This is a genomic window from Rhodococcoides kroppenstedtii (genome assembly GCF_900111805.1).
In the GTDB taxonomy this organism is placed as follows: domain Bacteria; phylum Actinomycetota; class Actinomycetes; order Mycobacteriales; family Mycobacteriaceae; genus Rhodococcoides; species Rhodococcoides kroppenstedtii.
The window spans coordinates 196196-217991 of record NZ_FOJN01000004.1 but is presented as its reverse complement, the minus strand read 5'-3'; the positions used below and the strand labels follow the sequence as shown (position 1 = coordinate 217991).

Annotated in this window: 24 protein-coding genes and 2 pseudogenes; 16 read left to right on the top strand and 10 right to left on the bottom strand. The window is 70.8% G+C overall.

Annotation, left to right across the window (positions count from 1 at the left end; translation table 11 throughout):
* Positions 1-27: 27 nt before the first annotated feature.
* Positions 28-824, bottom strand: a pseudogene (locus BMZ18_RS19880) (response regulator); the annotation flags it as partial.
* Positions 821-1735 carry a LysR substrate-binding domain-containing protein gene (locus tag BMZ18_RS06700; RefSeq protein ID WP_244516442.1) on the bottom strand — a complete coding sequence of 305 codons (915 nt, stop codon included), beginning with the start codon at positions 1733-1735 and terminating at the stop codon, positions 821-823. The gene BMZ18_RS06700 and the pseudogene BMZ18_RS19880, both read right to left, overlap by 4 nt.
* 70 nt (positions 1736-1805) lie before the next feature.
* Between BMZ18_RS06700 and BMZ18_RS06695 the strand changes: the two genes are divergently transcribed.
* Positions 1806-2216: a DUF5997 family protein gene (locus BMZ18_RS06695; RefSeq protein ID WP_371828486.1), complete on the top strand. Its 411-nt coding sequence runs from the start codon at positions 1806-1808 to the stop codon at positions 2214-2216.
* 67 nt (positions 2217-2283) lie between these two features.
* Here the strand turns inward: BMZ18_RS06695 and BMZ18_RS06690 are convergent, their stop codons facing one another.
* Positions 2284-2616 carry a hypothetical protein gene (locus BMZ18_RS06690; protein ID WP_068361503.1) on the bottom strand — a complete coding sequence of 111 codons (333 nt, stop codon included), beginning with the start codon at positions 2614-2616 and terminating at the stop codon, positions 2284-2286.
* Positions 2617-2910: 294 nt separating this feature from the next.
* On the opposite strand from BMZ18_RS06690, the gene BMZ18_RS06685 reads away from it, so the two are divergent.
* Entirely contained in the window at positions 2911-3294 is a 384-nt protein-coding gene (locus BMZ18_RS06685; RefSeq protein WP_068361505.1) for a DUF1304 domain-containing protein, read from the top strand.
* Positions 3295-3319: 25 nt separating this feature from the next.
* On the opposite strand, the gene BMZ18_RS06680 is transcribed toward BMZ18_RS06685, so the two are convergent.
* The 6 genes from BMZ18_RS06680 to BMZ18_RS06655 are packed head-to-tail and all read right to left on the bottom strand — an operon-like array spanning position 3320 to position 6063.
* Positions 3320-3871, bottom strand: coding sequence for a hypothetical protein (locus tag BMZ18_RS06680; RefSeq protein ID WP_068361508.1), 552 nt, complete (start codon positions 3869-3871; stop codon positions 3320-3322).
* On the bottom strand, positions 3868-4719 hold the full coding sequence (locus BMZ18_RS06675) for an Asp23/Gls24 family envelope stress response protein (protein WP_068361511.1): 852 nt from the start codon (positions 4717-4719) through the stop codon (positions 3868-3870). The genes BMZ18_RS06680 and BMZ18_RS06675 overlap by 4 nt, the downstream gene beginning before the upstream one ends.
* Positions 4712-4891, bottom strand: a complete 180-nt coding sequence (locus BMZ18_RS06670) for a DUF2273 domain-containing protein (protein WP_068099361.1) — start codon at positions 4889-4891, stop codon at positions 4712-4714. The genes BMZ18_RS06675 and BMZ18_RS06670 overlap by 8 nt, the downstream gene beginning before the upstream one ends.
* A 43-nt stretch (positions 4892-4934) precedes the next feature.
* Positions 4935-5228 (bottom strand): hypothetical protein, encoded by a 294-nt coding sequence (locus BMZ18_RS06665; RefSeq protein ID WP_068361514.1) that lies wholly within the window; start codon positions 5226-5228, stop codon positions 4935-4937.
* Positions 5225-5569, bottom strand: a complete 345-nt coding sequence (locus BMZ18_RS06660; protein WP_068361518.1) for a hypothetical protein — start codon at positions 5567-5569, stop codon at positions 5225-5227. Before BMZ18_RS06660 ends, BMZ18_RS06665 begins: the two co-directional genes overlap by 4 nt.
* Complete coding sequence (locus tag BMZ18_RS06655; RefSeq protein WP_082894931.1) at positions 5566-6063, bottom strand: Asp23/Gls24 family envelope stress response protein; 498 nt, start codon at positions 6061-6063, stop codon at positions 5566-5568. Before BMZ18_RS06655 ends, BMZ18_RS06660 begins: the two co-directional genes overlap by 4 nt.
* A gap of 144 nt (positions 6064-6207) precedes the next feature.
* Here BMZ18_RS06655 and BMZ18_RS06650 point away from each other — a divergent pair, with 144 nt between their 5' ends.
* The 8 genes from BMZ18_RS06650 to BMZ18_RS06615 all read left to right on the top strand — a co-directional run bounded on the left by BMZ18_RS06650 (position 6208) and on the right by BMZ18_RS06615 (position 13410).
* Complete coding sequence (locus tag BMZ18_RS06650) at positions 6208-6786, top strand: RNA polymerase sigma factor (protein WP_068361521.1); 579 nt, start codon at positions 6208-6210, stop codon at positions 6784-6786.
* Positions 6777-7232: a hypothetical protein gene (locus tag BMZ18_RS06645; RefSeq protein ID WP_068361527.1), complete on the top strand. Its 456-nt coding sequence runs from the start codon at positions 6777-6779 to the stop codon at positions 7230-7232. The genes BMZ18_RS06650 and BMZ18_RS06645 overlap by 10 nt, the downstream gene beginning before the upstream one ends.
* A gap of 89 nt (positions 7233-7321) precedes the next feature.
* Positions 7322-7774 (top strand): SRPBCC family protein, encoded by a 453-nt coding sequence (locus tag BMZ18_RS06640; RefSeq protein WP_068361587.1) that lies wholly within the window; start codon positions 7322-7324, stop codon positions 7772-7774.
* A 47-nt stretch (positions 7775-7821) separates the two neighbouring features.
* On the top strand, positions 7822-9015 hold the full coding sequence (locus BMZ18_RS06635; protein ID WP_068361530.1) for a PQQ-dependent sugar dehydrogenase: 1194 nt from the start codon (positions 7822-7824) through the stop codon (positions 9013-9015).
* A gap of 143 nt (positions 9016-9158) precedes the next feature.
* The gene (locus tag BMZ18_RS06630) at positions 9159-9428 is read left to right on the top strand and encodes a GlsB/YeaQ/YmgE family stress response membrane protein (protein ID WP_068361590.1); all 270 of its coding nucleotides are present in this window, start codon (positions 9159-9161) and stop codon (positions 9426-9428) included.
* A gap of 114 nt (positions 9429-9542) precedes the next feature.
* Positions 9543-10256, top strand: coding sequence for a phosphatidylserine decarboxylase (locus BMZ18_RS06625; protein WP_068361532.1), 714 nt, complete (start codon positions 9543-9545; stop codon positions 10254-10256).
* Entirely contained in the window at positions 10256-11170 is a 915-nt protein-coding gene (locus BMZ18_RS06620; RefSeq protein ID WP_068361593.1) for a CDP-alcohol phosphatidyltransferase family protein, read from the top strand. Before BMZ18_RS06625 ends, BMZ18_RS06620 begins: the two co-directional genes overlap by 1 nt.
* Complete coding sequence (locus BMZ18_RS06615; protein ID WP_068361535.1) at positions 11167-13410, top strand: AAA family ATPase; 2244 nt, start codon at positions 11167-11169, stop codon at positions 13408-13410. The genes BMZ18_RS06620 and BMZ18_RS06615 overlap by 4 nt, the downstream gene beginning before the upstream one ends.
* Positions 13411-13418: 8 nt before the next feature.
* Here BMZ18_RS06615 and BMZ18_RS06610 read toward each other — a convergent pair whose 3' ends face one another.
* Positions 13419-14171: an isocitrate lyase/PEP mutase family protein gene (locus BMZ18_RS06610; RefSeq protein WP_068099352.1), complete on the bottom strand. Its 753-nt coding sequence runs from the start codon at positions 14169-14171 to the stop codon at positions 13419-13421.
* 70 nt (positions 14172-14241) lie between these two features.
* On the opposite strand from BMZ18_RS06610, the gene BMZ18_RS06605 reads away from it, so the two are divergent.
* The 6 genes and pseudogenes from BMZ18_RS06605 to BMZ18_RS06580 form a co-directional block, all read left to right on the top strand.
* The gene (locus BMZ18_RS06605) at positions 14242-15675 is read left to right on the top strand and encodes a hypothetical protein (protein WP_068361538.1); all 1434 of its coding nucleotides are present in this window, start codon (positions 14242-14244) and stop codon (positions 15673-15675) included.
* Between the two features lie 160 nt (positions 15676-15835).
* Positions 15836-18661 carry a Na+/H+ antiporter subunit A gene (locus BMZ18_RS06600; protein WP_068361541.1) on the top strand — a complete coding sequence of 942 codons (2826 nt, stop codon included), beginning with the start codon at positions 15836-15838 and terminating at the stop codon, positions 18659-18661.
* Positions 18658-19224 (top strand): Na(+)/H(+) antiporter subunit C, encoded by a 567-nt coding sequence (locus BMZ18_RS06595; protein WP_068099349.1) that lies wholly within the window; start codon positions 18658-18660, stop codon positions 19222-19224. Before BMZ18_RS06600 ends, BMZ18_RS06595 begins: the two co-directional genes overlap by 4 nt.
* Positions 19221-20849: a Na+/H+ antiporter subunit D gene (locus BMZ18_RS06590; protein WP_068361544.1), complete on the top strand. Its 1629-nt coding sequence runs from the start codon at positions 19221-19223 to the stop codon at positions 20847-20849. Before BMZ18_RS06595 ends, BMZ18_RS06590 begins: the two co-directional genes overlap by 4 nt.
* Positions 20846-21472, top strand: a complete 627-nt coding sequence (locus BMZ18_RS06585; protein WP_068361547.1) for a Na+/H+ antiporter subunit E — start codon at positions 20846-20848, stop codon at positions 21470-21472. Before BMZ18_RS06590 ends, BMZ18_RS06585 begins: the two co-directional genes overlap by 4 nt.
* A pseudogene (locus BMZ18_RS06580) lies at positions 21469-21720 on the top strand (monovalent cation/H+ antiporter complex subunit F); the annotation flags it as partial. The gene BMZ18_RS06585 and the pseudogene BMZ18_RS06580, both read left to right, overlap by 4 nt.
* Positions 21721-21796: the final 76 nt, after the last annotated feature.

The following is a 21796-nucleotide window of genomic DNA, read 5'->3' as shown; positions in this document are numbered from 1 at the left end:
CGGTCCCGTGGTCATCACCTCGCGGCGGGCCTGTCCGCCGTTGGCGGTGCGCTCGACCAGGACGGTCCGCAGCCCCTCGGACGCACCATAGACCGCGGCGCCGAGGCCGGCCGGTCCGCCGCCGACCACGACCAGGTCGTAGAAGTCCTCGGCGGGAGTCGTCCCCAGTCCGAAGTACTCGGCCAGTTCGGTGTCGGTGGGATCGACGAGCAACGACCCGTCGGCGCAGACGACCACGGGCAGCGTGCGGTCGTCGCGGCCCGCGGCGGCGAGCAGCCGAGCGCCCTCGGGTTCGTCCGCGAGGAACCACCGGTGCGGAAGTCGGTTGCGCGCGAGGAACTCTCGCATCTCGCTGGACCGCGACGCCCACCGGCCGGCGATCACCTTGGTCTCGGTGACCGGTCGCAGATCCGCGCCGCGCCAGGACTCGAGCAGCGCGTCGATCACCGGGTACAGCTTCTCCTCGGGTGGGTCCTACGGCTCGAGGAGGTAGTGGTCGAGGTCGACGACGTTGATGGCCTCGATCGCGGCGTCGGTGTCCGCGTACGCCGTCAGCAGCACGCGGCGCGCATGCGGGAAGACGTCCATGGCCTGCTCGAGGAACTCGAGCCCGCTCATCCCGGCATCCGATGGTCGGCGAGGAGCACCGCCACCTGGTCACCGCGGAGCGCGATCTCGCGGAGGGCGTCGAGGGCCGATTCGCCCGATTCGGCCCGCACGATGCGATAGCCCTCGCCGTACTTGCGACGCAGATCGCGCGCCACCGCCCGCGACACCGGCGGATCGTCGTCCACCGTGAGCAACACGGGCTTCGGCGCGGTCATCGTGCTCGCTTTCGACGAGAGGTCGCCCGGGGCGTCGTACGCCCACCGTCGGCACGGTGCGGTCCCCGAGTGCTGCGGGTCGGTGGCGGCGCCGTCCGCTCGGCGGCGGCGCGCGAGGAGTGCGCGGACCGGCCGCGCACGATGCCGAGGAATTCCTGGCGCAGATCGGTGTCGTCCTGGTCGTCGTCGATGGGCCAGGCGAGGAACACCTGCGTCGACGGCGCGTCCGTGACCGGCCGGAACACCAGATCGCGACGGCTGTGGAGGCGGGCGAGGGAATGCGGAATCACCACCGGACCGACACCCGCCGCGACCATCTCGAGCGTCACGGCGACGTCGTCACCCGCGTCCTGCAGCGACTCGCCGTCGAGCTCGGCGAGCGCGATCTCGTCGTACGCCGCGACGGGATGGTCCTTCTGCACGACGACCACCGCCACCTCGGCGTACAGCGGGACGACGTGGAGACCCTCGCGCTCGGCGGGCTCGCGGACGAAACACATGTCGACCCGTCCGTCGCGCAGGGCGGCCAGTTGGTCGGGCTGCTCGATCACCTCGGTGGTCAGGTCCGTGTCCGGGAATCGCTCCGCCCAGATGCGGGTCCACTTGGTCACGGTGACGCCGGGAACGAAGCCGATACGCAGTGCGCGTCGGCTCTCGCGGGCCGGCTCCGCGCGTCGTCGATCGTCGTCCGCGACGACGGCACGGGCGTGCGTGAGGAGGGACTCGCCGGCCGAGGTGAGGCGGGTTCCCGCGTCGTCGGTGACGAACACGCGCTCTCCGACATCGGCTTCCAGGTCTCGAATTGCCGCACTCAGGCGCTGCCGGGAGATGGAGAGCGCACGCGCCGCGCGACCGAAGGCGCCGATCTCGGCGACCGCGAGGAACCAGCGCAGGACGGTCGCATCGTTCACCCGATCAGGGTAGGTCACCGCGACGACAGGCAGGGGTCGCTCGGGACCGGCACCCCGATAGGGTGGTGCCGTGAGCACCGGAGACGCGTCCCAGACGATGAAGCCGCTGACCGCAGCGGGCAAGCTCGGCATCTACCTGCCGGCGGCGCCGGAGGATTTCCGCTCCGGCAGCATCAGTCGGGCGGACCTGGACGCGCTCCGCGCCGATCCGCCGGAGTGGCTGCGGGAACTGTGGGCGACCGGCCCGTTCCCGCGCGACGTGGTCGCGCGCAAACTCGGGGTCACCAACACCGCGCTGGCCCGCAACGGGGTGTCGGACGCGATGACGCAGGAGCAGATCGACGCACTCGTCGGGGAGGAACCCGAGTGGTTGATCCGCGAGCGCGCGAACCTGGTGGAGGTACAGCGCGAGGCGACTCGCGTGAAGGAGAAGGAGATCGAGCGGCGCGAACGCACCAACCGGCCACCCAAGAACCGCTGACCGCACCCCGGCAGGTCGGGTCGGGCCCGACAACGGCCGAGCCCGCGCCGAATCGGACCGCGTCGACTCAGACCGCGGCGGAGCGACGACGCACGAAGCTGACGCGCGCGTCCTGGTGTGCCGTCCGGCGAGCGGACACCTCGTCGAGTCCACCGACCAGCGCGGACACGAGTCCCGCGGGATCGGTGAGCCACTGGCGTTCGATGGCGGCCACCTCGTCGGGCAGCAGGAGCCCGGTGTAGCGCAGGTCGGTGACCCACCGGTCGATGTCGCCGTGGTCGATCGACTCGAGCGCGGCGCGGTCCACGCCGGCCTCGAATTCGTCGCAGAAGACGGCGCGCACCAGGTCGGTGTGGCCAGGGTTGACCGTAGGACGTCGGTTCTCGAGTAGCTCGTACATCCGCATCTCCCCGATACGAGGCGCCGCGTGGACGCCGTCCAAACTGGGTGTAACGAGTACGGGAACGTGAGCGATACAACAATCCCGGTCGTTGACGAGAGCGTACGCCGCACAGGGCCATTGCGCAGACCCTCGTAACAATTCGTGACCTGCCACAAACACGAATGTCATGGATACCGTTCGTTTCGTTTGTACGGTCTCCACAAAATTTCCCGCGAGCCGTTGTTCGACCATTGTGCGGCTCGGCGTGTCGGACCCGGTGTGTCGGCGGCCGCCGGGGCGCATACTGCGCAGATGACCGCCCTCGCCGCGATCGCCGCGCTGCTCGCCGCCGCGATCCACACCTACATCTTCGTCCTCGAGTCCGTGACCTTCGAGACCGCCGGACGGCGTGTGTTCGGCGTCCGTGACGACGCCGAGGCCCGCATCGTGCGCCGCTGGGCCTTCAATCAGGGCTGGTACAACCTGTTTCTCGCCGTCGGCGCGGCCGTGGGCGCGCTGGTGCTCGCGTTCGGGGACGGGCACGTCGGCGCCGCACTCGTGCTCTTCGCGTGCGGATCGATGGCCGGGGCGGCCTCGGTGCTCGCCGCCACCGACCGCGCGCTTCTCCGTCCCGCCGCGATCCAGGGCGGCCCCAGCGTGGTGGCCGTAGTCGCGGCGGCGATCACCCTGATCTGACGGGAGCCGGCCCGACCGGTTCGCATCAGGTCGAGAGCAGAATTCGCACGGCCACGGCGCCGTCGCCCACCACCGCGGCGACGTGCCGCCGCACCGTGGCGAGTTCGGTGGCGGCAGCGGCCGGCGACGCGTCCGCTTCGGTCCGCGCGATGATCGAGATGACCGGGATGCGCGCCCCGTCGACTCGCTCCCACCGCAGGCGGGGCCGCGCCGACCGAATCCCGGGGAGTTCCCGTGCGACGTCCGCGGCCTGCTTGGCGACGGCGCGCAGATCGACGGTGACCGAACCCGGCACCGACGGGTCCGCGCTCAGCGTCAGGTCGCGTCCGGCGGACGAGGGAAGTCGGCGCAGCAGGGACCAGAGCAGAATCAGCACGAGGACGACACCCGCGCCGCCCAGCGCCCACGGCCACCACGCGTCCTGCTGACGGTCGGCGACCACCCCGACGTCCAGAGTGTCGAGCGTGAACGGCAACGATCCCCGCTGCCACAGGGCCGCACCCACCCCGAGCGCGACCAGAGCCGCCCCGAGAATCAGCACGCCGAGCCGATCGAAGAACGCGGTACTCCGCTTCACGACGTCGCCCCCTTCGTCTCGGCCGACGACGTACCCGCGACGGTCGGGGCATCGGCATCGGTATCGGCGGACGTCGTTCCGGTCGACGACCCGGTCGACGATGCCGCCAGCTTCGCGCGGTCGCGGCGATGGATCCAGACGTCGTCGGCGATGCCGCTGGGGCGGTACCGGCGACCGCGCCACTTCAGCGACGCCAGGATCATGAGGACGCCGAGCACGGCGGCAGCGATGCCGACCGGCACCATCCAGGACTGCGGCCCGAGTCCGTCGAGGTAGTTCAGGGCACTCGTCGTCCAGGGCTCGCCGGGCACGACGTTCCACACCACGAGAGCGTCGCGGATCAGCACCGCGGCTCCCGCCAGCAGCGCGAGGGTCCACAGCAACGCCCAGGGCGTCGCTGCGGGCGCGGCCAGCGGTCGCGGAGCGGGCAGCAGGTCGGCGGTGGACCCGGCGGCGGCAGCGAGGTCACGGTCGCCGGGCGCAGCGAAGTCGCTCACGCGCACGTCGACCGATTCGGCGCGCAGGCCGGAGTCGGTCATGCCGCGTGCGACGTCGCGTCGGAGGTCGTCGGCCACGGCGACGGCCGGACGCGGCCAGCTCACGGTGCAGTCGGCCGCTGCCCGCACGACGCGCCCCTCCTGGGTCACCTTCACTCGCGACGGGCGGCGCCCGAAGGTGCCGCCGCCCGAAACTATGCCGGACGTCCGGGTGAGGGACGCGTCGGCGATGCGCTCGATCGCGCGGTCGAGAACGGTGAGCGACCCGCGCTCGCCGGGCTCGGCGAGGGGCGCCCGGTCGGCGTCGGCGACGCCCGCCCCCGTACTCCGCGCGTCGTCCCGATCAGCCACGGCCGCGGCCGCGCAGCAGGGATTCGGGATCGAAGTTGCCGTCCCGGTAGGCGCCGACGGCGAAGCCGATGGCCCCGAGCACGAGCGCGACCAGGAAACCGGTGAACCCGCCGGCGGCAGCCGCGACGGCCAGCAACAAGCCGGCCAACAGTCCGATGGTGGAGGAGGTCATGGTGCTCCGATCGTGGAGGGGAAGAGTGGCAGGACGGGATTTCTCACGGGTGCGGGGGGGAGATGTCGACGTACGTCCGTCGGCGTGGGAGCGCCTTGCCTGCCCTGCGGACGAGTCGGAGGACCCGGCGGGACGTCGAGGTGACCACGACGACGTCGACCGGGCGAGCCGGCCGAGTCCGCTCGCCCTCGACCCCGAATCGTCGGTCGATGTCGGCGAGCGCTCGCATCAGGACGTCGGCGTCGCCGCCCGCGTCGGGGTGGTGCTCCCGAACCGCCGCACGACGAGCGTCCCGGTAGGCGCGCTCGTCGTGCGTCGGTCGTCGATCGTCGGTCACGGGGCGGGAGTACCCCCGCCGGGTTCGCTCGACTCCGAGATGGCCGGCGAGTCGGCCGGCACGACGTCCTCGACGAGCACGTTCACCGGCTTGTCGACGACGGCGCGCACCGCTCTACGCACCGCGTCGGCCGTGTCGCGCACAACCGAGTCGGTGGTGACGGCGATGTGCACCTCGGTGGCGTCGTCCCGCACGGCGACGCCCGAGACGCGACGCCCCGGCAGGTAGGTCCCGATTTCGCCGAACACGCCGCCGTGCAGGAACGCCACGCCGGGAACCGCGATCACGGCCGCAGCCACGCGGTCGGCGATGTCGTCACCTGCCGGAGCTGCGCCGGTCATCGGACGCGCGCGGGAGCGGGCTCGTCGTCGTCGTTGTCCTCTTCGAACAGGTAGACGTCGTGAACGGTGATGTTGACCTCGGTGACCTCGAGGCCGGTCATGCGCTCGACGGCGTCGATGACGTTGCGGCGGATGCCTGCGGCGAGGTCCGCGATGGAGACGCCGTAGTCGGCCACGATGTCGATGTCCACGGCGGCCTGGCGCTCGCCGACCTCCACGGACACGCCCTGCGAGTGGTTGACGCGGGCGCCGGGGATGCGCTCGCGCAGCGCGCCGATGGCGCGGGTGGCGCCGCCGCCGACAGCGTGAACGCCGTTGACCTCACGGGTCGCGATGCCCGCGATCTTCGAGACCACGACGTCGGCAATGGTGGTGCGGCCGTCGGACGCGACCAGCGCGCCGGTCCCCTCGCTCGACGAGGAGTTCGTGGACTTGTCCAGGGTCGAGTTCGCCGCCGAGGTGTTCGAGGTGGTCGAGCCGGTCGATGCAGTCATCTCCGAATCATCCTTTCAGGTCGTTGGTGTCAATCGTGGGTCGCGGCTCGATCGGAAAAGCGTGCACCCATGTGACGTATGCCACAAGAAGTGGTGTTCAATCCTCGGACTGGTCCCCCGACGCCGCGGAACCGAATAGGGGGCATGCAGGCGACGAACTCCGCTGCCGCCGCGAGCACGGACGATTCCGCCGATCTCGTGAACGCGGCCGTGCTCGGCGACCGGGCGGCGTTCGAGAGTCTCGTGCGTACCCACGGTCCGGCGATGTACCGCTTCGCCCGGAACATGGTGCGTGACGACGGGCTGGCCGAGGAGATCGTGCAGGACGCGTTCGTCGCCGCCTGGAAGAGCCTGGAGCACTACCGGTCGGAATCGGCGCTGCGGACCTGGCTGTTCGGCATCGTCAACCACAAGGCCATCGACGCGACGCGGCGGCGCGTGCCGCGTCCCGCGGAGGACTGGTTGTTCGAGGACGCAGTGGGCGACGCCGTCGCGGCCGACGATCCGGCCTCGGTCGCCACCGGTTCCGACTTCCTGGTCGCTCTCCGCCGCGCGCTGTCGGACCTGCCGGAAGTTCAGCGATCGTGCTGGTTGCTCCGTGAAGTGGAGGGAATGACCCACGTCGAGATCGGGGAGACGCTGTCGATGTCCCCGTCCGCGGTCCGCGGACAGGTCAGCCGAGCTCGACGAACTCTGAGCGAAAGGATGGCCCCATGGCGGTGACACTCGACGACGGCGCCGGTGCGGACCCGATCCTCGACCGCGCGGCGCGAGAACTACGGGACGAGGAGACCCCCTCCTGGGTGACCGCCAGCGCGGCCATCCTCGCAACACTGCGGCGCACCACTCGCCGCACCACCCCGATCGACGCCGCCTTCCCGTCCGAGGCTGCGGGCGACACGCTGCGGATCGGCGATCACGTCGTCCGGCTGGCCGTCCTCCGCGCCCTGGGCGGCCTGCCCAGTCGAGTCCGCGCGGTGGAACTCGACGTCGACGGCCGACGACTGATCGGGGCGAGTCTCGACATCGCCATTCCCTACCTGCAGGACCTGGACGAGCTCGTCGCGGCCATCGAGACCCGTGTCGTCGACGCCCTGGCCGAGGTGGTGGGGGTCCGGGTGTCGCCCACCGACGTGCGAATCCACGTCGTCGACGTCGTCGATCCCTGACGTTCGCACCCGCGGGCAGAGGGTCCGGCTACAGTGCGGTCGATGCCGTGACGTCCGGTCACGGACACCGACGACGGGACCGATTCGCCATGTCCACCTCTCTGTCCGCCACCATCGACGTCCAGGCCCCGCCGGCCGCGGTGTGGGCGGTGGTCTCCGACCTGAAGCGCATGGGCGAGTGGAGCCCGCAGTGCAAGAAGATGACGGTGCTGGGCGGCGAGCCGAAGCTGGGCACCCGCACGATCAACCTCAACAAGCGCGGTCCCCTGGTCTGGCCGACGTCGGCGAAGGTGGTCCGGTTCGAGCCGGAGCGTCGCCTGGCGTTCCGGGTGACGGAGAACCACACGATCTGGTCCTACGAGTTGGAGCCGACGGAGACGGGCACCCGCGTGACCGAGCGTCGTGAGGCACCGGGCGGGACGACGGCGGTGTCCAACCTGCTGGTTCGGCTCGCGTTCGGCGGACAGCGCAACTTCGACGGTGAGCTCGAGCGGGGGATGAACGCCACGCTGGCCAAGATCAAGGCAGCCACGGAGTCGTAACCGCTGCGATCGGGACGAATCCGGCGTCGCGTCCGTACGGTGGAGGCATGACTCGCCGACCGGCCGCCCTGACCGCCGTCGCCCTTGCGGCGGGACTCGCCGCGGCCGCGTGCAGTTCGGCCGCGTGCAGTTTCTCGGAGGCGGGGGCGGACAGCAGTCCCGCCACCACGACCGCCCCGCCGATCGCGGACAAGGCACCGCCGCCGGTGTCGGTGGAAGTGGTGGCCGACGGGCTCGATCATCCGTGGGACGTCGCGAAGGCGCCCGACGGGACCATCGTCTTCACCGAGCGCGCCGGCTCGTTCACGGCGGTGCGTCCGGGGGCGGAGCCCACGCCGATGTCGGCGGACCTGTCGGACCTCGTCGCGTCGTCGGAGACCGGGTTGATGGCGCTGGCGCTGTCACCCGATTTCGAGCAGGACCGCACCGCGTACACGTGCCAGGGCATCGAGTCGGGCGGTGGCCGCTCCGTCGGGGTGGTGGCCTGGACCGTCGCCCCCGACTGGTCGGGTCTGACTCGCGAGCGCACGGTGATCGACGGGTTCCCGGTGTCGACGGGTCGGCACGGCGGATGCCGCATCCTCCCGGCCGACGACGGCACGCTGTTGATCGGCACGGGCGACGCGGCGCAGCCGTCGGTTCCGCAGGATCGAAACTCGCTGGGCGGCAAGGTGTTGCGTGTCGACGCCGCCACGGGTGCGCCGGCGGCCGACAATCCGGATCCGGCGTCGCCGGTGTTCACGCTCGGTCACCGCAACGTCCAGGGACTCGCGGAGCAGCCCGGCACCGGCCGCCTGTACTCGGTGGAGCAGGGCAGTTCACGCGACGACGAGGTCAATGTGCTGACCCCCGGCGGCAACTACGGGTGGTCGCCGGACCGTAGTGGATCCGGGTACGACGAGTCGGTGCCCATGACCGATCCGGACCGCGTGCCGGGCGCACGGGGTGCGGTGTGGAGTTCGGGGCCGAGCACCGTGGCGACGGCGTCCGGAACGTTCCTCACCGGATCGGATTGGGGCGCCTGGGACGGGGCACTCGCCGTGGGAGTGCAGAAGGGTCAGCAGGTGCTTCTGCTCCGCCTGTCCGAGGACGGCGCCACCGTCACCGAGCAGACCACCCTGCCGGAACTGGGCGAGTTCGGTCGGATCCGGACCGTCTCGGCGCAGCCCGACGGCTCGCTGCTGGTGACCACGGACAACGGAGAGACGGACTCCGTCCTGCTCGTCGCACCACAGACGTGACCTCGACACCGTTTCGAGGCCCGATCGTGATGCGCTGTCGCTACTTGCGGCGTTTCACGGGGTGGGGGCTCGGGTAGCCGATTGCCGACGTCGCGCCTGGACTTCGGGTCGACGGAGAGTCTCGAGTCGGAAGAGGTATGGACATGGTCGAGCTCGGTTGGATTGGTTGGATCATCATCGGCGGTCTCGCGGGTTGGATCGGCAGCAAGATCATGAAGACGGACGCGCAGCAGGGCATCATTCTGAACGTCGTTGTAGGCGTTGTGGGTGGACTCATCGCTGGCTTCGTGGCGAGCCGCGTCTTCGGCATGGAAAGCGGAGGCTGGATCTACAGTTTCGTAGTCTGCTTGATCGGTGCCTGCGCACTTCTGTTTGTTGTCAAGGCGGTCACCGGGCGTCGTTCGCGCGTCTGATCCGTCTCCGGACCGTTCGGGGCCCCTCACGTAATCTCGTGAGGGGCCCCGAGCCGTCTCCGCGGCCCGGTCGGTTCCCCACGCCGGCACATCCATACGACGTAAGAGGAGATCGTGGCCCGACGCCCCGTCCCAGCAGGCACCCCCGAACCGACCGGCCTCGGCCACGTCGTGGATCTGATCCGCTCGTCGATTCCGCCGCTGCATCCTGCGGGCGCCCCGTTCGTCGCCGCACCGCTCGCCGTGGCCGCACTCGGCCGTCGTCGCCGTGCGGTGCGCACCGCCTCGCTCCTCACCGCAGGTGCGATGGCCGGCTTCTTCCGCCACCCGCCGCGCGTGCCCCCGAACCGGGCGGGCGTCGTCGTCGCTCCCGCCGACGGCGAAGTGGCGTTGGTCGACGTCGCCGTGCCCCCGGCGGAGCTCGACCTCGGGACCGAGCCGCTGCCGCGCGTCAGCATCTTCCTGTCGGTGCTGGACGTCCACGTCCAGCGTGTCCCCGTGTCGGGCGAGGTCGTCGACGTCGTCCACAAGGCGGGCCAGTTCCTCTCGGCGGATCTCGCCGACGCCAGCGTGGTCAACGAGCGCACCTCGATGCACCTGCGGACCCCGGCCGGGCACGATCTCGCCGTCGTACAGATCGCCGGCCTGCTGGCTCGGCGGATCGTCAACCAGGCGTCGGCGGGTGACACCCTGACCATCGGCGACACCTACGGGCTGATCCGCTTCGGCTCCCGCGTGGACACCTACTTTCCCGAGGGATCCCGCTTGGCGGTGCTGCCGGGCCAGCGCGCGGTCGGCGCCGAGACCGTGCTCGCCGAACTGCCGTGATCGCCGCGGAGGACTCGTCCGCGTCCGACGGAGAGGGTGGGCGTACCGGCCCCGTTCGGCTGTTGCCGAGCGCGGTCACCGTTCTCGCGCTGTGCGCCGGGCTCTCGGCGGTGAAGTTCGGCCTCGACGGCCGACTCGGGTTGTCCCTGGCCATGATCGGCGCCGCGGCCGTGCTCGATTCGCTCGACGGACGCATCGCGCGGATGCTCGACGCGACGTCGCGCATGGGGGCCGAACTCGACTCCCTCGCCGACGCGATCTCCTTCGGCGTCGCCCCGGCCCTGGTGCTGTACGTGACGCTGCTCGAGGGCAGCAGCGGCGGGTGGGTCATCGCGTTGATCTACGCGGTGTCGATCGTCCTGCGCCTCGCGCGGTTCAACACCCTCATCGACGACGACTCCCGACCCGCGTTCGCCGGGGAGTACTTCGTGGGGGTCCCCGCGCCCGCCGGGGCCCTGATCGCGCTGACTCCGCTTGCCGTGCAACAACAGTGGGGCACAGGGTGGTGGTCCTCGTACTACGTCGTCGCCACCTGGGTGGTGCTGTCCGCGCTGCTCATCGTCAGTCGTATTCCCACCCTGGCCCTCAAGAGCGTGTCCGTGCCGCCACGCATGGCGGCCATCCTGCTCGTCGCGGTCGGCGTCGCCGGCGCAGCCCTGATCACCTTCCCGTTCGTGTTGCTCATCGTGCTGATCGCGATGTACCTGGCGCACATCCCGTTCGCGATCCGCTCGAAGCGGTGGGTCGCGGCGCGTCCGGAGACGTGGGAGGCCAAGCCCGCCGAGCGCCGCGCGGTGCGTCGGGCCGCGCGTCGGGAACGGCCGGGCATCGTGCGTCGACGCCGCCCGGCGCGCGCCGGTCGGAGCTCGGCGCGGCTGCGGCTGCGCCCACCGGTTCCGCGGGACGACCGATGAGCACTCCCGAGCTGTCCCTGACCGTCCGGCTCACCACCTCGGCCGCCGACGCGCGTCGCGGCATCGTCCGTATCCACCCCGAGGCGTTGACGGCACTGGGGCTGCGCGAATGGGACGCGGTGGAACTCGTCGGATCCCGCCGGACGGCCGTGGTGGTCGCCGCGACGGCCGGCGCCATCGGTGGAGTCGCCGCGACGGCCGGCGCCATCGGTGGAGTCGCCGCAAGCACCGCCTCGACCAGCGGTATCGCGTTGCTCGACGACGTCACGCTCTCCAACACCGGTCTGACCGAAAACGCCACCGTGGTCGTCCGCCCCGTCCGGGTGGTGGGCGGGACCACGGTCACCGTGCACGGCGGCACGGCCGTGGCCGCGCTCGACGACGTGACGTTGCGACGCGCCCTGCTCGGCAAGGTGGTCACCGCGGGCGACGCGGTGTCCCTCCTGCCCCGCGACCTGGGCCCCGGCACGTCCACGGCGTCCGTCTCGACGACACTCGCACGCACCGTCGGCGTCGCGTGGACCACCGAGCTGCTCACGGTGACCTCGACCGATCCCGCGGGGCCGGTCAGCATCCAACCGAACACGTCGGTGACCCGCGGCGCGGGTGCGGCGTCGGGGTCCGGTTCGTCGGACGCACGGCCCGGCCGAGTCGCCGAACCCGAACCGCAGGCGCCGGAACCACCCGTCGCCGTCGACGATCTGGTGGGGGCGAGGGAGCAGGCCGCCACCCTGAGCGAGTGGCTGGAACTGGCCCTTGACCGGCCCGACCTGCTGCGCACCCTGGGCGCCTCCGCGCGGCTGGGCGTGCTGGTCACCGGTCCCGGCGGCGTCGGGAAAGCGACGATGGTGCGCGCCGTCGCCGCGACGCGCCGGATCGTCGAGATCGACGGCCCCTCGGTGGGATCCACCGCCGCCGACGATCGGCTGGCCGCGGTCTCCCGCGTGATCGAGACGGCGCGGTCCGCAAAAGAACCCACCGTGCTGCTCGTGACCGACGTCGACGCGTTGCTGCCCACGGAGACCGAGCCCGTCTCGACGCTGCTGCTCGACCGGTTGCGCGCTGCCGTCGACTCACCGGGAACAGCCCTGGTGTGCACGACGTCTCGCCCGGACGCCGTCGATGCACGGCTGCGCGATCCCGACCTGGTCGACCGGGAACTCACACTGCCCCTGCCGGATTCGGCCGGCCGCGCCCGCCTGCTCGACGTGCTGTTGCGCGACGTACCGACCGAGAGGATCGCGACGGGGGAGATCGCGCTCCGGACACCGGGTTTCGTGGTGGCCGACCTCGCTGCTCTCTGCCGGGAGGCCGCGGTACAGGCCGCGGCCCGTGCGCATCGCTCCGACGAGGCGCCGGTGCTGACCCAGGAAGATCTCGTCGGTGCTCTGGCCGTCATCAGGCCGCTCTCCCGTTCGGGCACCGAGGAACTGGTGGTCGGGAGTCTCACGCTCGACGACGTCGGCGACATGGTCGAGACCAAACAGGCACTGACGGAGGCGGTCCTGTGGCCGCTGCGTCACCCGGACTCGTTCGCCCGCCTCGGCGTGGAGCCGCCGCGTGGTGTTCTGCTCTACGGTCCGCCCGGGTGCGGCAAGACCTTCGTGGTGCGCGCTCTCGCCAGTTCCGGCCAGCTCAGCGTCCACACCGTCAAGGGCGCCGAGCTGATGGACAAGTGGGTGGGCTCGTCGGAGAAGGCGGTGCGCGAGTTGTTCCGGCGCGCACGGGACTCCGCGCCGTCGCTGATCTTCCTCGACGAGGTGGACGCGCTGGCGCCTCGCCGTGGCCAGAGCAGCGATTCCGGAGTCGGGGACCGCGTGGTCGCCGCGCTGCTCACCGAGCTCGACGGCGTGGAGCCGCTGCGCGACGTCGTCGTCCTGGGGGCGACCAACCGGCCCGAACTCATCGACCCCGCTCTCCTGCGACCGGGCCGACTGGAGAAGGCGGTCTTCGTGCCGCCGCCCGATGCCGACGCGCGGCGGGCCATTCTGGCGACGGCAGGCCGCTCGGTCCCGCTGGCCGAGGACGTCGACCTCGGCGCTCTCGCCGAGGATCTCGACGGTTACTCCGCCGCGGACTGCGCCGCTCTGCTGCGGGAAGCTGCGCTCACCGCGATGCGCCGCGACGTCGACGCCGCCGTGGTGACTGCGGACGACGTCGCACGGGCGTGCGACGCCGTCCGGCCGTCACTGGACGCCGCTCAAGTCGCGGCGCTGCAGGCATACAGCATCTCTCGCTAGGAACGCGATCAGCGCCAGGCGCCGAGCACCTCGGTCGCGCGCTCGGCGAGCACCGCCTGGAACAGCGGACCGAAGCTGACGCGGCCAACACCCAGGGCAGCGAGCGCCGACGGGGTGTTCTTCACCGGGTGGCCGATGGCGTTGACCGGCAGGGGCAGCTCGGCGGTGAGGCGCTTCTGGTCGTCGTCGGAGTGGAACCCGACCGGGTACAGGGAGTCGGCGCCGGCCGCGGCCGCCAGCTTCATCCGGGCGATGGCGCGGTCGACGCGATCGTTCTCGTCGCCGACCTGCTTGACGAAGAGGTCGGTGCGGGCGTTGATCACCACGTGCACATCGGTGGCGTCGGACGCGGCGCGCAGTGCGCCCACCAGGTCGGCGTGCTCCTGCGCCTCGCGGAGTCGGCCGCCCTCGCCGTGCACGGTGTCCTCGATGTTCAGGCCGACGGCGCCCGCGTCGATCAGGCCCTCGATCAGCCGCGTCGGGTCCTCGCCGTAGCCGGACTCGATGTCGACGGAGATCGGGACGTCGACCGCGGCGGTGATCTGTCGGACGCGGGTGAGCAGATCCTCGAACGTCATGCCCTCGTTGTCGGACTTGCCCACCGAGTCCGCGACGGGGTGCGAACCCACCGTCAACGCCGAGAACCCGGCCGTGACCGCCAGATTCGCGGACCAGGCGTCCCACACCGTCGGGAGGATGACCGGGGTGCCCGGAACGTGCAGGTCGAGGAGCGTGGTGGCCTTCTGCGCGAGTGTCGTCATGCTGGGTACGAACCCCCTCCGCCCGACGCGCATTCCCGGTGCGCCGAGCGGGACCGATAGGTTCGATGCAGTGAGACGACTGCGCGCCGACCTCCCCGCCGCCGGGGCCGTTCCCGCTGTCGCCGCGTGCGCGTCCGGTGCGCTCGTCGCCGTGGCATGGTCCGGTCCCCGCACCGCGCAGTGGCCGTTCGCCGCCGGCGTCGACGATCTGGTCCGCTGGCAGTCCGCCCAGTCGACGGCGACGATCGTCGGCCAGGTCCTGGCCGTGGTCGTCGCGGCACTGTTCCTCGCCGTCGCCGGACGCGCTCGGCGGTTGCCGTGGATCCTCGCCGTCGTCGCGATCGTGCTCCTCGCGTTCACCAAGGTCGCCATCCCCCAGTCCGCGAGTCTGTCCGTCCTCATCGCCCTGCACGGAGTGAAGTCCGTGTCCGCGGGGGTACTGCTCGGACTCGCCCTGCACGGGGTGCGCCGGTCACGCCTCGGCTGGTTCGCACTCGCGACGGGTCTGCTCGGCGGGACGGCAGTGGCCGTCGCCTCGACGCGGGCCACCACCGACGGCTTCGTGGCGCTGCGAATCGACAGCAGCAGCGTGTTCGGCGAGCCCGCCTGGTGGCTGGTCGGCGCCGCCGTCGCCGCGGCCGTGGCCGCCGCCACCCTGCCGGGGCCGGACCAGCGACGGACCGAGTCGGTGCCCGACGTGCCCGACGTGCCGAACCGCGACCTTCTCCGGCTCGTGCTCTACGCCGTTCTCGTCGCCGTCGTGTGCCGGGTCGGCGTCGACGTCGTGGGCACCGGCGAGTACTCCCTGGCCTTCGCGATCGCCGCGCTGGTCGTCACCCTCGTCGTGATCGACCGCGTGGCCGCCCGCTGGGACGCACCCGAAGCCCGCACCGTCGTCGCGACCGTCCTCGCGACCACCGCCGCCGTCGCCTCGTGGAACACGCTGGCCAGAACCGCGTCGTCCGTCACCGTCCTGCTCGCCGTCGGTCTCGTCGGGCTCGTGGTGGGGGCGCTCGCGGCGTGGCTGCTGCCGGTCGGGCGCGTCGCGTCGTGGATCGCCGCCGTGGCACTCGCCGCCGCGCCCGCCGCCGCGAGCCTGCTGGACGTCGAGCCCGCCCCGGCCGTCGCCCTGGGTGTCGTGGCGGTCGCCCTGCCGGTCCTGCTCGTCGGCGCGGCGGGGTCACCCGGCTCGCATCATCCCGACCGGCCTCCGGCCTTCCCGCACGCACCACACCCGACGGTCAGGCCTCTCGCCCTCGCTCTTCCGGGCTTCGCGCTGCTGCTGTCGACGGCGGCGCCGGTGCCTCCGTTGCTGCTCGATCAAGTCGCCATCGACGACTTCCTGGCCACGCTGGGCCCGGCGGAACCGGTCAGCCCGGGAACGGTCACGGGAATCGGTATCTCTCTCGACGGCATCTCGGTCGACCCCACCCCCACCTACCTACTCCTCGGGGTGTCGGTGGCGGCGGTCCTGCGGCTGGTCACACTGTCCCGACGCGGCTGATCGCCCACATACCCCTACCCCCCGTGGGTATCCCTGCCGGAACGGTGCCGCCACCGGGCACGTAAGATGGGGTTGCACGGTCGTCCCGGAACGCCGGTCCTCACGGCGCCATCGATTCGTCCGACACCCCGCCGCCCCCACGCTACCGACGGAGTGCCACTTGCTTGCTGTTCTCGTCGCCCACGCCGTCGCCGCGGTCGTGGCGCCCCTGCTGGTCCGGTGGTGGGGGCGCAACGCCTTCCTCGCCCTCGCTCTGGTGCCGGCGGCGTCCCTCGGCTGGGTGATCGGGAACTGGGACAACGAGCAGCGTCTGGACATCGAGTGGGTGCCCGGGCTGTCGATGGACATCGACATGCGGTTCGACTCTCTCGCCGCCGTCATGAGCGTGCTCATCCTCGGCATCGGCACGTTGATCCTCGTCTACTGCGCTCGCTACTTCGAGGACGACGAGCCCCGCCTGGGCATCTTCGCCGCCGAGATGGTCGCGTTCGCGGGCGTCATGTTCGCGCTGGTCACCAGCGACAACATGCTCATGCTCTACATCTTCTGGGAACTGACGACGGTGTTGTCGTTCCTGCTGGTCGGCCACTACGCCGAGCGTGCCTCCTCGCGGCGCGCGGCCACGCAGGCCCTGCTGGTCACCACCGCCGGCGGCCTGGCGATGCTCGTGGGCATCATCGTGCTGGGCGAAATGGTCGGCAGCTACAACCTCTCTGACGTCGTCGCCGCGGCGCCGCGCGGGTGGCTCGCCGGCGTCGGCCTGGTCCTCGTCCTGGTCGGCGCGCTGAGCAAATCGGCCATCGTGCCGCTGCACTTCTGGCTCCCCGGCGCCATGGCCGCGCCCACGCCCGTCAGCGGATACCTGCACGCCGCGGCCATGGTCAAGGCCGGCATCTACCTGGTCGCCCGGCTCGCGCCGGGGTTCGCCGACGCCGGTCCGTGGCGCGTCACCATCGTCTCGCTCGGCCTGGCCTCGATGATCGTGGGCGGCTACCGCGCGCTCCGGGCGTACGACCTCAAGCTGGTGCTCGCGTTCGGCACCGTCAGCCAGCTGGGCTTCCTCACCGCCATCGTGGGCATCGGCACGCGCACGGCCATGCTCGCCGGACTGGCGATGGTGATGGCCCACGGCTTCTTCAAAGCGGCCCTGTTCATGGTGGTCGGCATCATCGACCACACCACCGGCACCCGCGACGTCCGCAAGCTCGCCCATCTGGGCAGTCGGGCGCCGGTCCTCTGCGTGACGGGTGTCGTCGCCGCGGCCTCGATGGCGGGCCTGCCCCCGTTCCTCGGATTCGTCGGCAAGGAATCCGCCTTCGAAGCGGCCATCGACTCCGAGGCGATGAGTCCCGGCGCGTCGGCGGTGGTCCTCGGCGTGATGGTGCTCGGGTCCATCCTCACCGTGGCGTACAGCCTGCGCTTCGTCTGGGGCGCCTTCGGCCGGAAGAAGCTGCGCGCGCCGAGCGCCGCGGTGGCGGGCATGCACGCTCCGGGCGCGTTCTTCCTCACCCCGCCGGTGCTGCTTGCCGCCCTGGGGTTGGCCGCCGGCCTCGCCGCGCCGGTGATGGACCGGCTGCTGTCCCCGTACGCCGAGACGCTGCCGTCGTACGGCGCGAAGGTCTACCACCTCGCGCTGTGGCACGGCTTCTCGATCCCGCTGTACATGACGGCGATCGTGATCGTGGTCGGTGTCGCGCTCTACAAGGTGCACAAGTCGATCGCGCGTGCCGTGCCGCCCTCGCCGCTGAACGCCGACCGCATCTACGACCGCACGCTGCAGCTCATGGACTCCCTGTCGCTGCGCATCACGGGGTCCACGCAGCGCGGCTCGCTGCCGGGGACGCAGGCGGTGATCCTCGGCACGCTCGCACTGTTCCCGCTGATCTCTCTGCTGGTCCACACCCGCAAGGGCATCGAGACCCGACTGGCCGACTCACCCCTGCAGTTCGTGATCGGCGCGATCATGATGGCCGCAGCCGTCGGCGCCGCGGTGATGCGGAACCGTCTGGCCGCGGTCCTGCTCGTGGGTGTCACCGGATACGGCGCCGGCCTGCTGTTCGCCATCCACGGCGCTCCCGACCTCGCGCTCACCCAGTTCCTCGTCGAGACCCTCACGCTGGTCGTCTTCGTCCTGGTGCTGCGCAAACTTCCTGCGGAGATCGACGAGGGCCGCTCGTTCGGCCACAAGGGTCTGCGCATCCTGCTCGCCGCCGCCGTGGGTCTGACGGTGACCGCCGTCGGCGCCTTCGCGATGAACGGCCGAACCACTCGCCCGATCGCGGACTACTTCCCGGATCTGGCGTACGACTTCGGCGACGGCAACAACGTGGTCAACGTCATCCTGGTCGACATCCGCGCGTGGGACACGTTCGGCGAGATCTCGGTGCTGCTGGTGGCCGCCACCGGCGTCGCGAGCCTCGTCTTCCGAAATCGCCGCTTCGGCAGCGCACCCCGCGTCTCCGACGCGCCCGCGTCGATTGACTCCCGCCAGGCGGCCTCCGAGATCACCTGGCTCTCCGGCAGCGACCTCATCGATCCGAAGCACCGTGTGCTCGTGCTCGAGGTCACCACCCGCCTGGTCTTCCCCACCGTGATGGTGCTGTCCATCTACTTCTTCTTCGCCGGACACAACGCGCCGGGCGGCGGTTTCGCCGGCGGCCTGACGGCCGGTCTGGCGCTGGTTCTGCGCTATCTGGCGGGCGGTCGGTACGAGCTCGGCGAGACCCTGCCGTTCGACGCCGGGAAGATTCTGGGCATCGGACTGCTCTTCGCCGGCGGCACCGCGCTGGCCTCGATCCTGCTGGGCGCGCCTGCGCTGTCCTCGGCCACGTTCGAGGCGACGCTGCCCTTGCTCGGCGACATCAAGATGGTCACGGCCCTGTTCTTCGACGCCGGTGTGTACCTCATCGTCGTCGGCCTCGTGCTCGACGTGCTGCGCAGCCTCGGCGCGCGCCTCGACGCCCAGATCGAAACGAGCCAGCAATGAGCGCGAACCTCGCCGTCCTGGCACTGGTGGCCGTCCTGATCGGCACCGGTGTCTACCTCATGATCGAACGCAGCATCGTACGGATGCTGCTCGGCCTGCTGTTGATGAGCAACGGCATCAACCTGCTCATCCTCGCCTCCGGCGGCCCCGGCGGTAATCCGCCCGTCGTCGGCCGCATCTCGGAGGTCGCCGACGGCGACGCCGACGCGCTGGCCCAGGCCCTGATCCTGACCGCGATCGTCATCACGATGGGCATCGCCGCGTTCGTCCTGGCTCTCGCCTACCGGTCGTACACGATCAACGTCGCGGACGTGGTCGAGAACGACCCCGAGGACACCAAGGTGTCGCAGCGGCGCAGCCCGGCCGAAGCGCCCGACCGCGACAAGTCCGACGACCCGGTCACCGGCGAGCCCGGTGAGGCCGGCGACGCCTTCGACAAGGACGGTAACCCCATTCCGCTCGATCAGATCGCCAACCGCGAGGACCTCGTGGCCTACGAGGACCTGCACGAGGGCCACTTCCGAGACGACGACGACACCACCACCGGCGGAGGACGACGATGACCGTGCCGTCCTCGTGGGTGGGTCCCCTGACGCCCCTTCCCGTCCTGATCCCGCTGTTGGCCGCGGCCCTGACGCTCATTCTGGGGCGCAAGCCGCGCGCACAGCGCGCGGTCACCATCGCCGCCCTCGTCGGCGTGGTCGTGGTGTCCGTGCTCCTGCTCTTCCTGGCCGACCGCGACGGCACCAGCGCGCTGCAGATCGGTGGCTGGGAGGCGCCGTTCGGCATCACTCTGGTGGTCGACCGCCTGTCGGCCATCATGCTGGTGGTGTCGGCCGTCGTCCTGCTCGCCGTCATCGTCTACGCCGTCGGTCAGGGCATTCGCGACGGTGACGCCGAACAGCCGGTGTCGATCTTCCTGCCCACCTACCTGGCCCTGACCGCGGGTGTCTGCAACGCGTTCCTCGCCGGCGACCTGTTCAACCTGTTCGTCGGCTTCGAGGTCCTCCTCGTCGCGTCGTTCGTCCTCTTGACGCTCGGTGCCAGCGCGGAGCGGGTCCGTGCCGGTGTGTCGTACGTGATGGTCTCCGCGGTCTCGTCGATGGTGTTCCTCATCGGTGTCGCCGTCGTCTACGCCGCGACCGGAACGCTCAACTTCGCCCAGCTCGCCCTTCGCCTGCCCGACGTTCCGCAGGGTACGAAGATGGCCCTCTTCGCCATTCTGCTCGTGGCCTTCGGCATCAAGGCGGCCGTCTTCCCGCTGTCCGCCTGGCTCCCGGACTCCTATCCGACGGCACCTGCGCCCGTGACGGCGGTGTTCGCGGGCTTGCTCACCAAGGTGGGCGTCTACGCGATCATCCGGACCCACACGCTGCTGTTCACCGACGGGTCGATGGACAACGTCCTCATGATCGCCGGACTGCTCACGATGGTGATCGGCATCCTCGGTGCGATCGCGCAGAGCGAGATAAAACGTCTGCTGTCCTTCACGCTGGTCTCGCACATCGGTTACATGATCTTCGGCGTGGCGCTCTCCTCGACCGCGGGGCTCGCCGGTGCGGTCTACTACGTCGCGCACCACATTCTCGTGCAGACCACGCTCTTCCTGGTGGTGGGCCTGATCGACCGGCAGGCGGGCTCGTCGTCGTTGCGCCGCCTCGGTGGTCTGGCCGCCGCGAGTCCCCTGCTGGCGATCATCTTCCTGATCCCCGCCCTCAATCTCGGTGGCATCCCGCCCTTCTCCGGGTTCGTGGGCAAGGTCGCGCTGCTCGAGGCCGGTGTGGACAAGGCGTCCGCCCTGGCCTGGATCCTCGTCGCGGGCAGCGTCGTCACCTCGCTGCTGACGCTGTACGTGGTGGCCCGCGTGTGGACCAAGGCGTTCTGGCGTGCGCGGGCCGACGCCCCCGAGGGCGGTCTCTCGGACAACTCGCCGACGGCGTTGCTCGACAACGCCACCGACGTCGAGTTCGAGAATCGCGACGATCCGGGACGGATGCCCGTCGGCATGCTGGCCCCCACCATCGCGTTGGTCGCCGTCGGCCTCTCCCTGACCGTCTTCGCCGGACCGTTCATCGGCATCAGCAACCGCGCCGCCGACGAACTGCGCGCACCCTCGGTCTACGTCACTGCCGTCCTCGGCGGCATCGACGATCCCGTCACCTACGCGACCGGGGAGGAACCGCGATGACGCTGATGCACCGCGAACTCGCACTGAAGCTCGCCCTGGTCACCTGGCTCACCGCCGTGTGGGTGCTCCTCTGGGGCAACGTGTCCGTCGCCAACATCGCCGGCGGCATCGTCGTCGCCCTGTTCGTCACCACCGTGCTGGCCCTGCCCACGGTTCCGGTGGAGGGTCGCGTTCATCCGCTCTCGGTCGTTCGGCTGGTCGGGGTTCTCGTCTACTACGCCCTGGTGTCCAGCGTGCAGGTCGCCTGGGCCGCCGTCCGTCCGGGTCCGAACCCCGTCAACGCCGTTCTGCGCTACCCGGTCCGCATCAAGTCCGACCTGGTCCTCACCTTCATGGTCGACTCGCTGAACATGGTGCCCGGCACCTTGGTTCTCGAGATCGACCGCGCGGAGCGCGTGCTCTACATCCACGTGCTCGACGTCGCCAAGCCCGACGCGATCGACCAGTTCCGCACCATCGTCCGGGTCTACGAGGACGCGTTCATCCGTGCGTTCGAGCGTGACTCCGAGTGGCACCCCGCCGTGGTGCACACCACGCGGGACGACGAGGACACCGTTGTCGAGACCGCGCACGACATCACCACCGACTACTCCGCAGGACCCGACGGGAAGGATCGCCGATGACCGTCGTCCTCACGGTGTCCGGTGTCATGCTCGCGGTCGCCGGCCTCATCGTGGCGTACCGCCTGCTGGCCGGACCGAATTCGCTCGACCGCCTCGCCGCCGTCGACACGCTCATCGCACTGGTGATCTGCGGGGTGATGGTGTGGTCGGTCTACAGCCGCGACACCACGCTGGTCCCGTCGATCGTCGCCCTCGCCGTCGTGGGCTTCGTCGGCTCCGTGAGCGTCGCCCGATTCCGCGTGGCGGACACCCCGGAAACGGCACGAGCGGCCCGCCGTCCCGTCCATCCCCCGGTACGCGACTCCGCGAACCGGACCGACGAGA

Excerpts from the sequence above, each read along its gene's own strand:
- BMZ18_RS06650 (WP_068361521.1), top strand. The coding sequence starts at position 6,208 with ATGCAGGCGACGAACTCCGCTGCCGCCGCGAGCACGGACGATTCCGCC.
- BMZ18_RS06635 (WP_068361530.1), top strand. The coding sequence starts at position 7,822 with ATGACTCGCCGACCGGCCGCCCTGACCGCCGTCGCCCTTGCGGCGGGA.
- BMZ18_RS06685 (WP_068361505.1), top strand. The coding sequence starts at position 2,911 with ATGACCGCCCTCGCCGCGATCGCCGCGCTGCTCGCCGCCGCGATCCAC.
- BMZ18_RS06645 (WP_068361527.1), top strand. The coding sequence starts at position 6,777 with ATGGCGGTGACACTCGACGACGGCGCCGGTGCGGACCCGATCCTCGAC.
- BMZ18_RS06585 (WP_068361547.1), top strand. The coding sequence starts at position 20,846 with ATGACGCTGATGCACCGCGAACTCGCACTGAAGCTCGCCCTGGTCACC.
- BMZ18_RS06690 (WP_068361503.1), bottom strand. The coding sequence starts at position 2,616 with ATGTACGAGCTACTCGAGAACCGACGTCCTACGGTCAACCCTGGCCAC.
- BMZ18_RS06670 (WP_068099361.1), bottom strand. The coding sequence starts at position 4,891 with ATGACCTCCTCCACCATCGGACTGTTGGCCGGCTTGTTGCTGGCCGTC.
- BMZ18_RS06640 (WP_068361587.1), top strand. The coding sequence starts at position 7,322 with ATGTCCACCTCTCTGTCCGCCACCATCGACGTCCAGGCCCCGCCGGCC.
- BMZ18_RS06615 (WP_068361535.1), top strand. The coding sequence starts at position 11,167 with ATGAGCACTCCCGAGCTGTCCCTGACCGTCCGGCTCACCACCTCGGCC.
- BMZ18_RS06595 (WP_068099349.1), top strand. The coding sequence starts at position 18,658 with ATGAGCGCGAACCTCGCCGTCCTGGCACTGGTGGCCGTCCTGATCGGC.
- BMZ18_RS06655 (WP_082894931.1), bottom strand. The coding sequence starts at position 6,063 with ATGACTGCATCGACCGGCTCGACCACCTCGAACACCTCGGCGGCGAAC.
- BMZ18_RS06660 (WP_068361518.1), bottom strand. The coding sequence starts at position 5,569 with ATGACCGGCGCAGCTCCGGCAGGTGACGACATCGCCGACCGCGTGGCT.
- BMZ18_RS06610 (WP_068099352.1), bottom strand. The coding sequence starts at position 14,171 with ATGACGACACTCGCGCAGAAGGCCACCACGCTCCTCGACCTGCACGTT.
- BMZ18_RS06630 (WP_068361590.1), top strand. The coding sequence starts at position 9,159 with ATGGTCGAGCTCGGTTGGATTGGTTGGATCATCATCGGCGGTCTCGCG.
- BMZ18_RS06590 (WP_068361544.1), top strand. The coding sequence starts at position 19,221 with ATGACCGTGCCGTCCTCGTGGGTGGGTCCCCTGACGCCCCTTCCCGTC.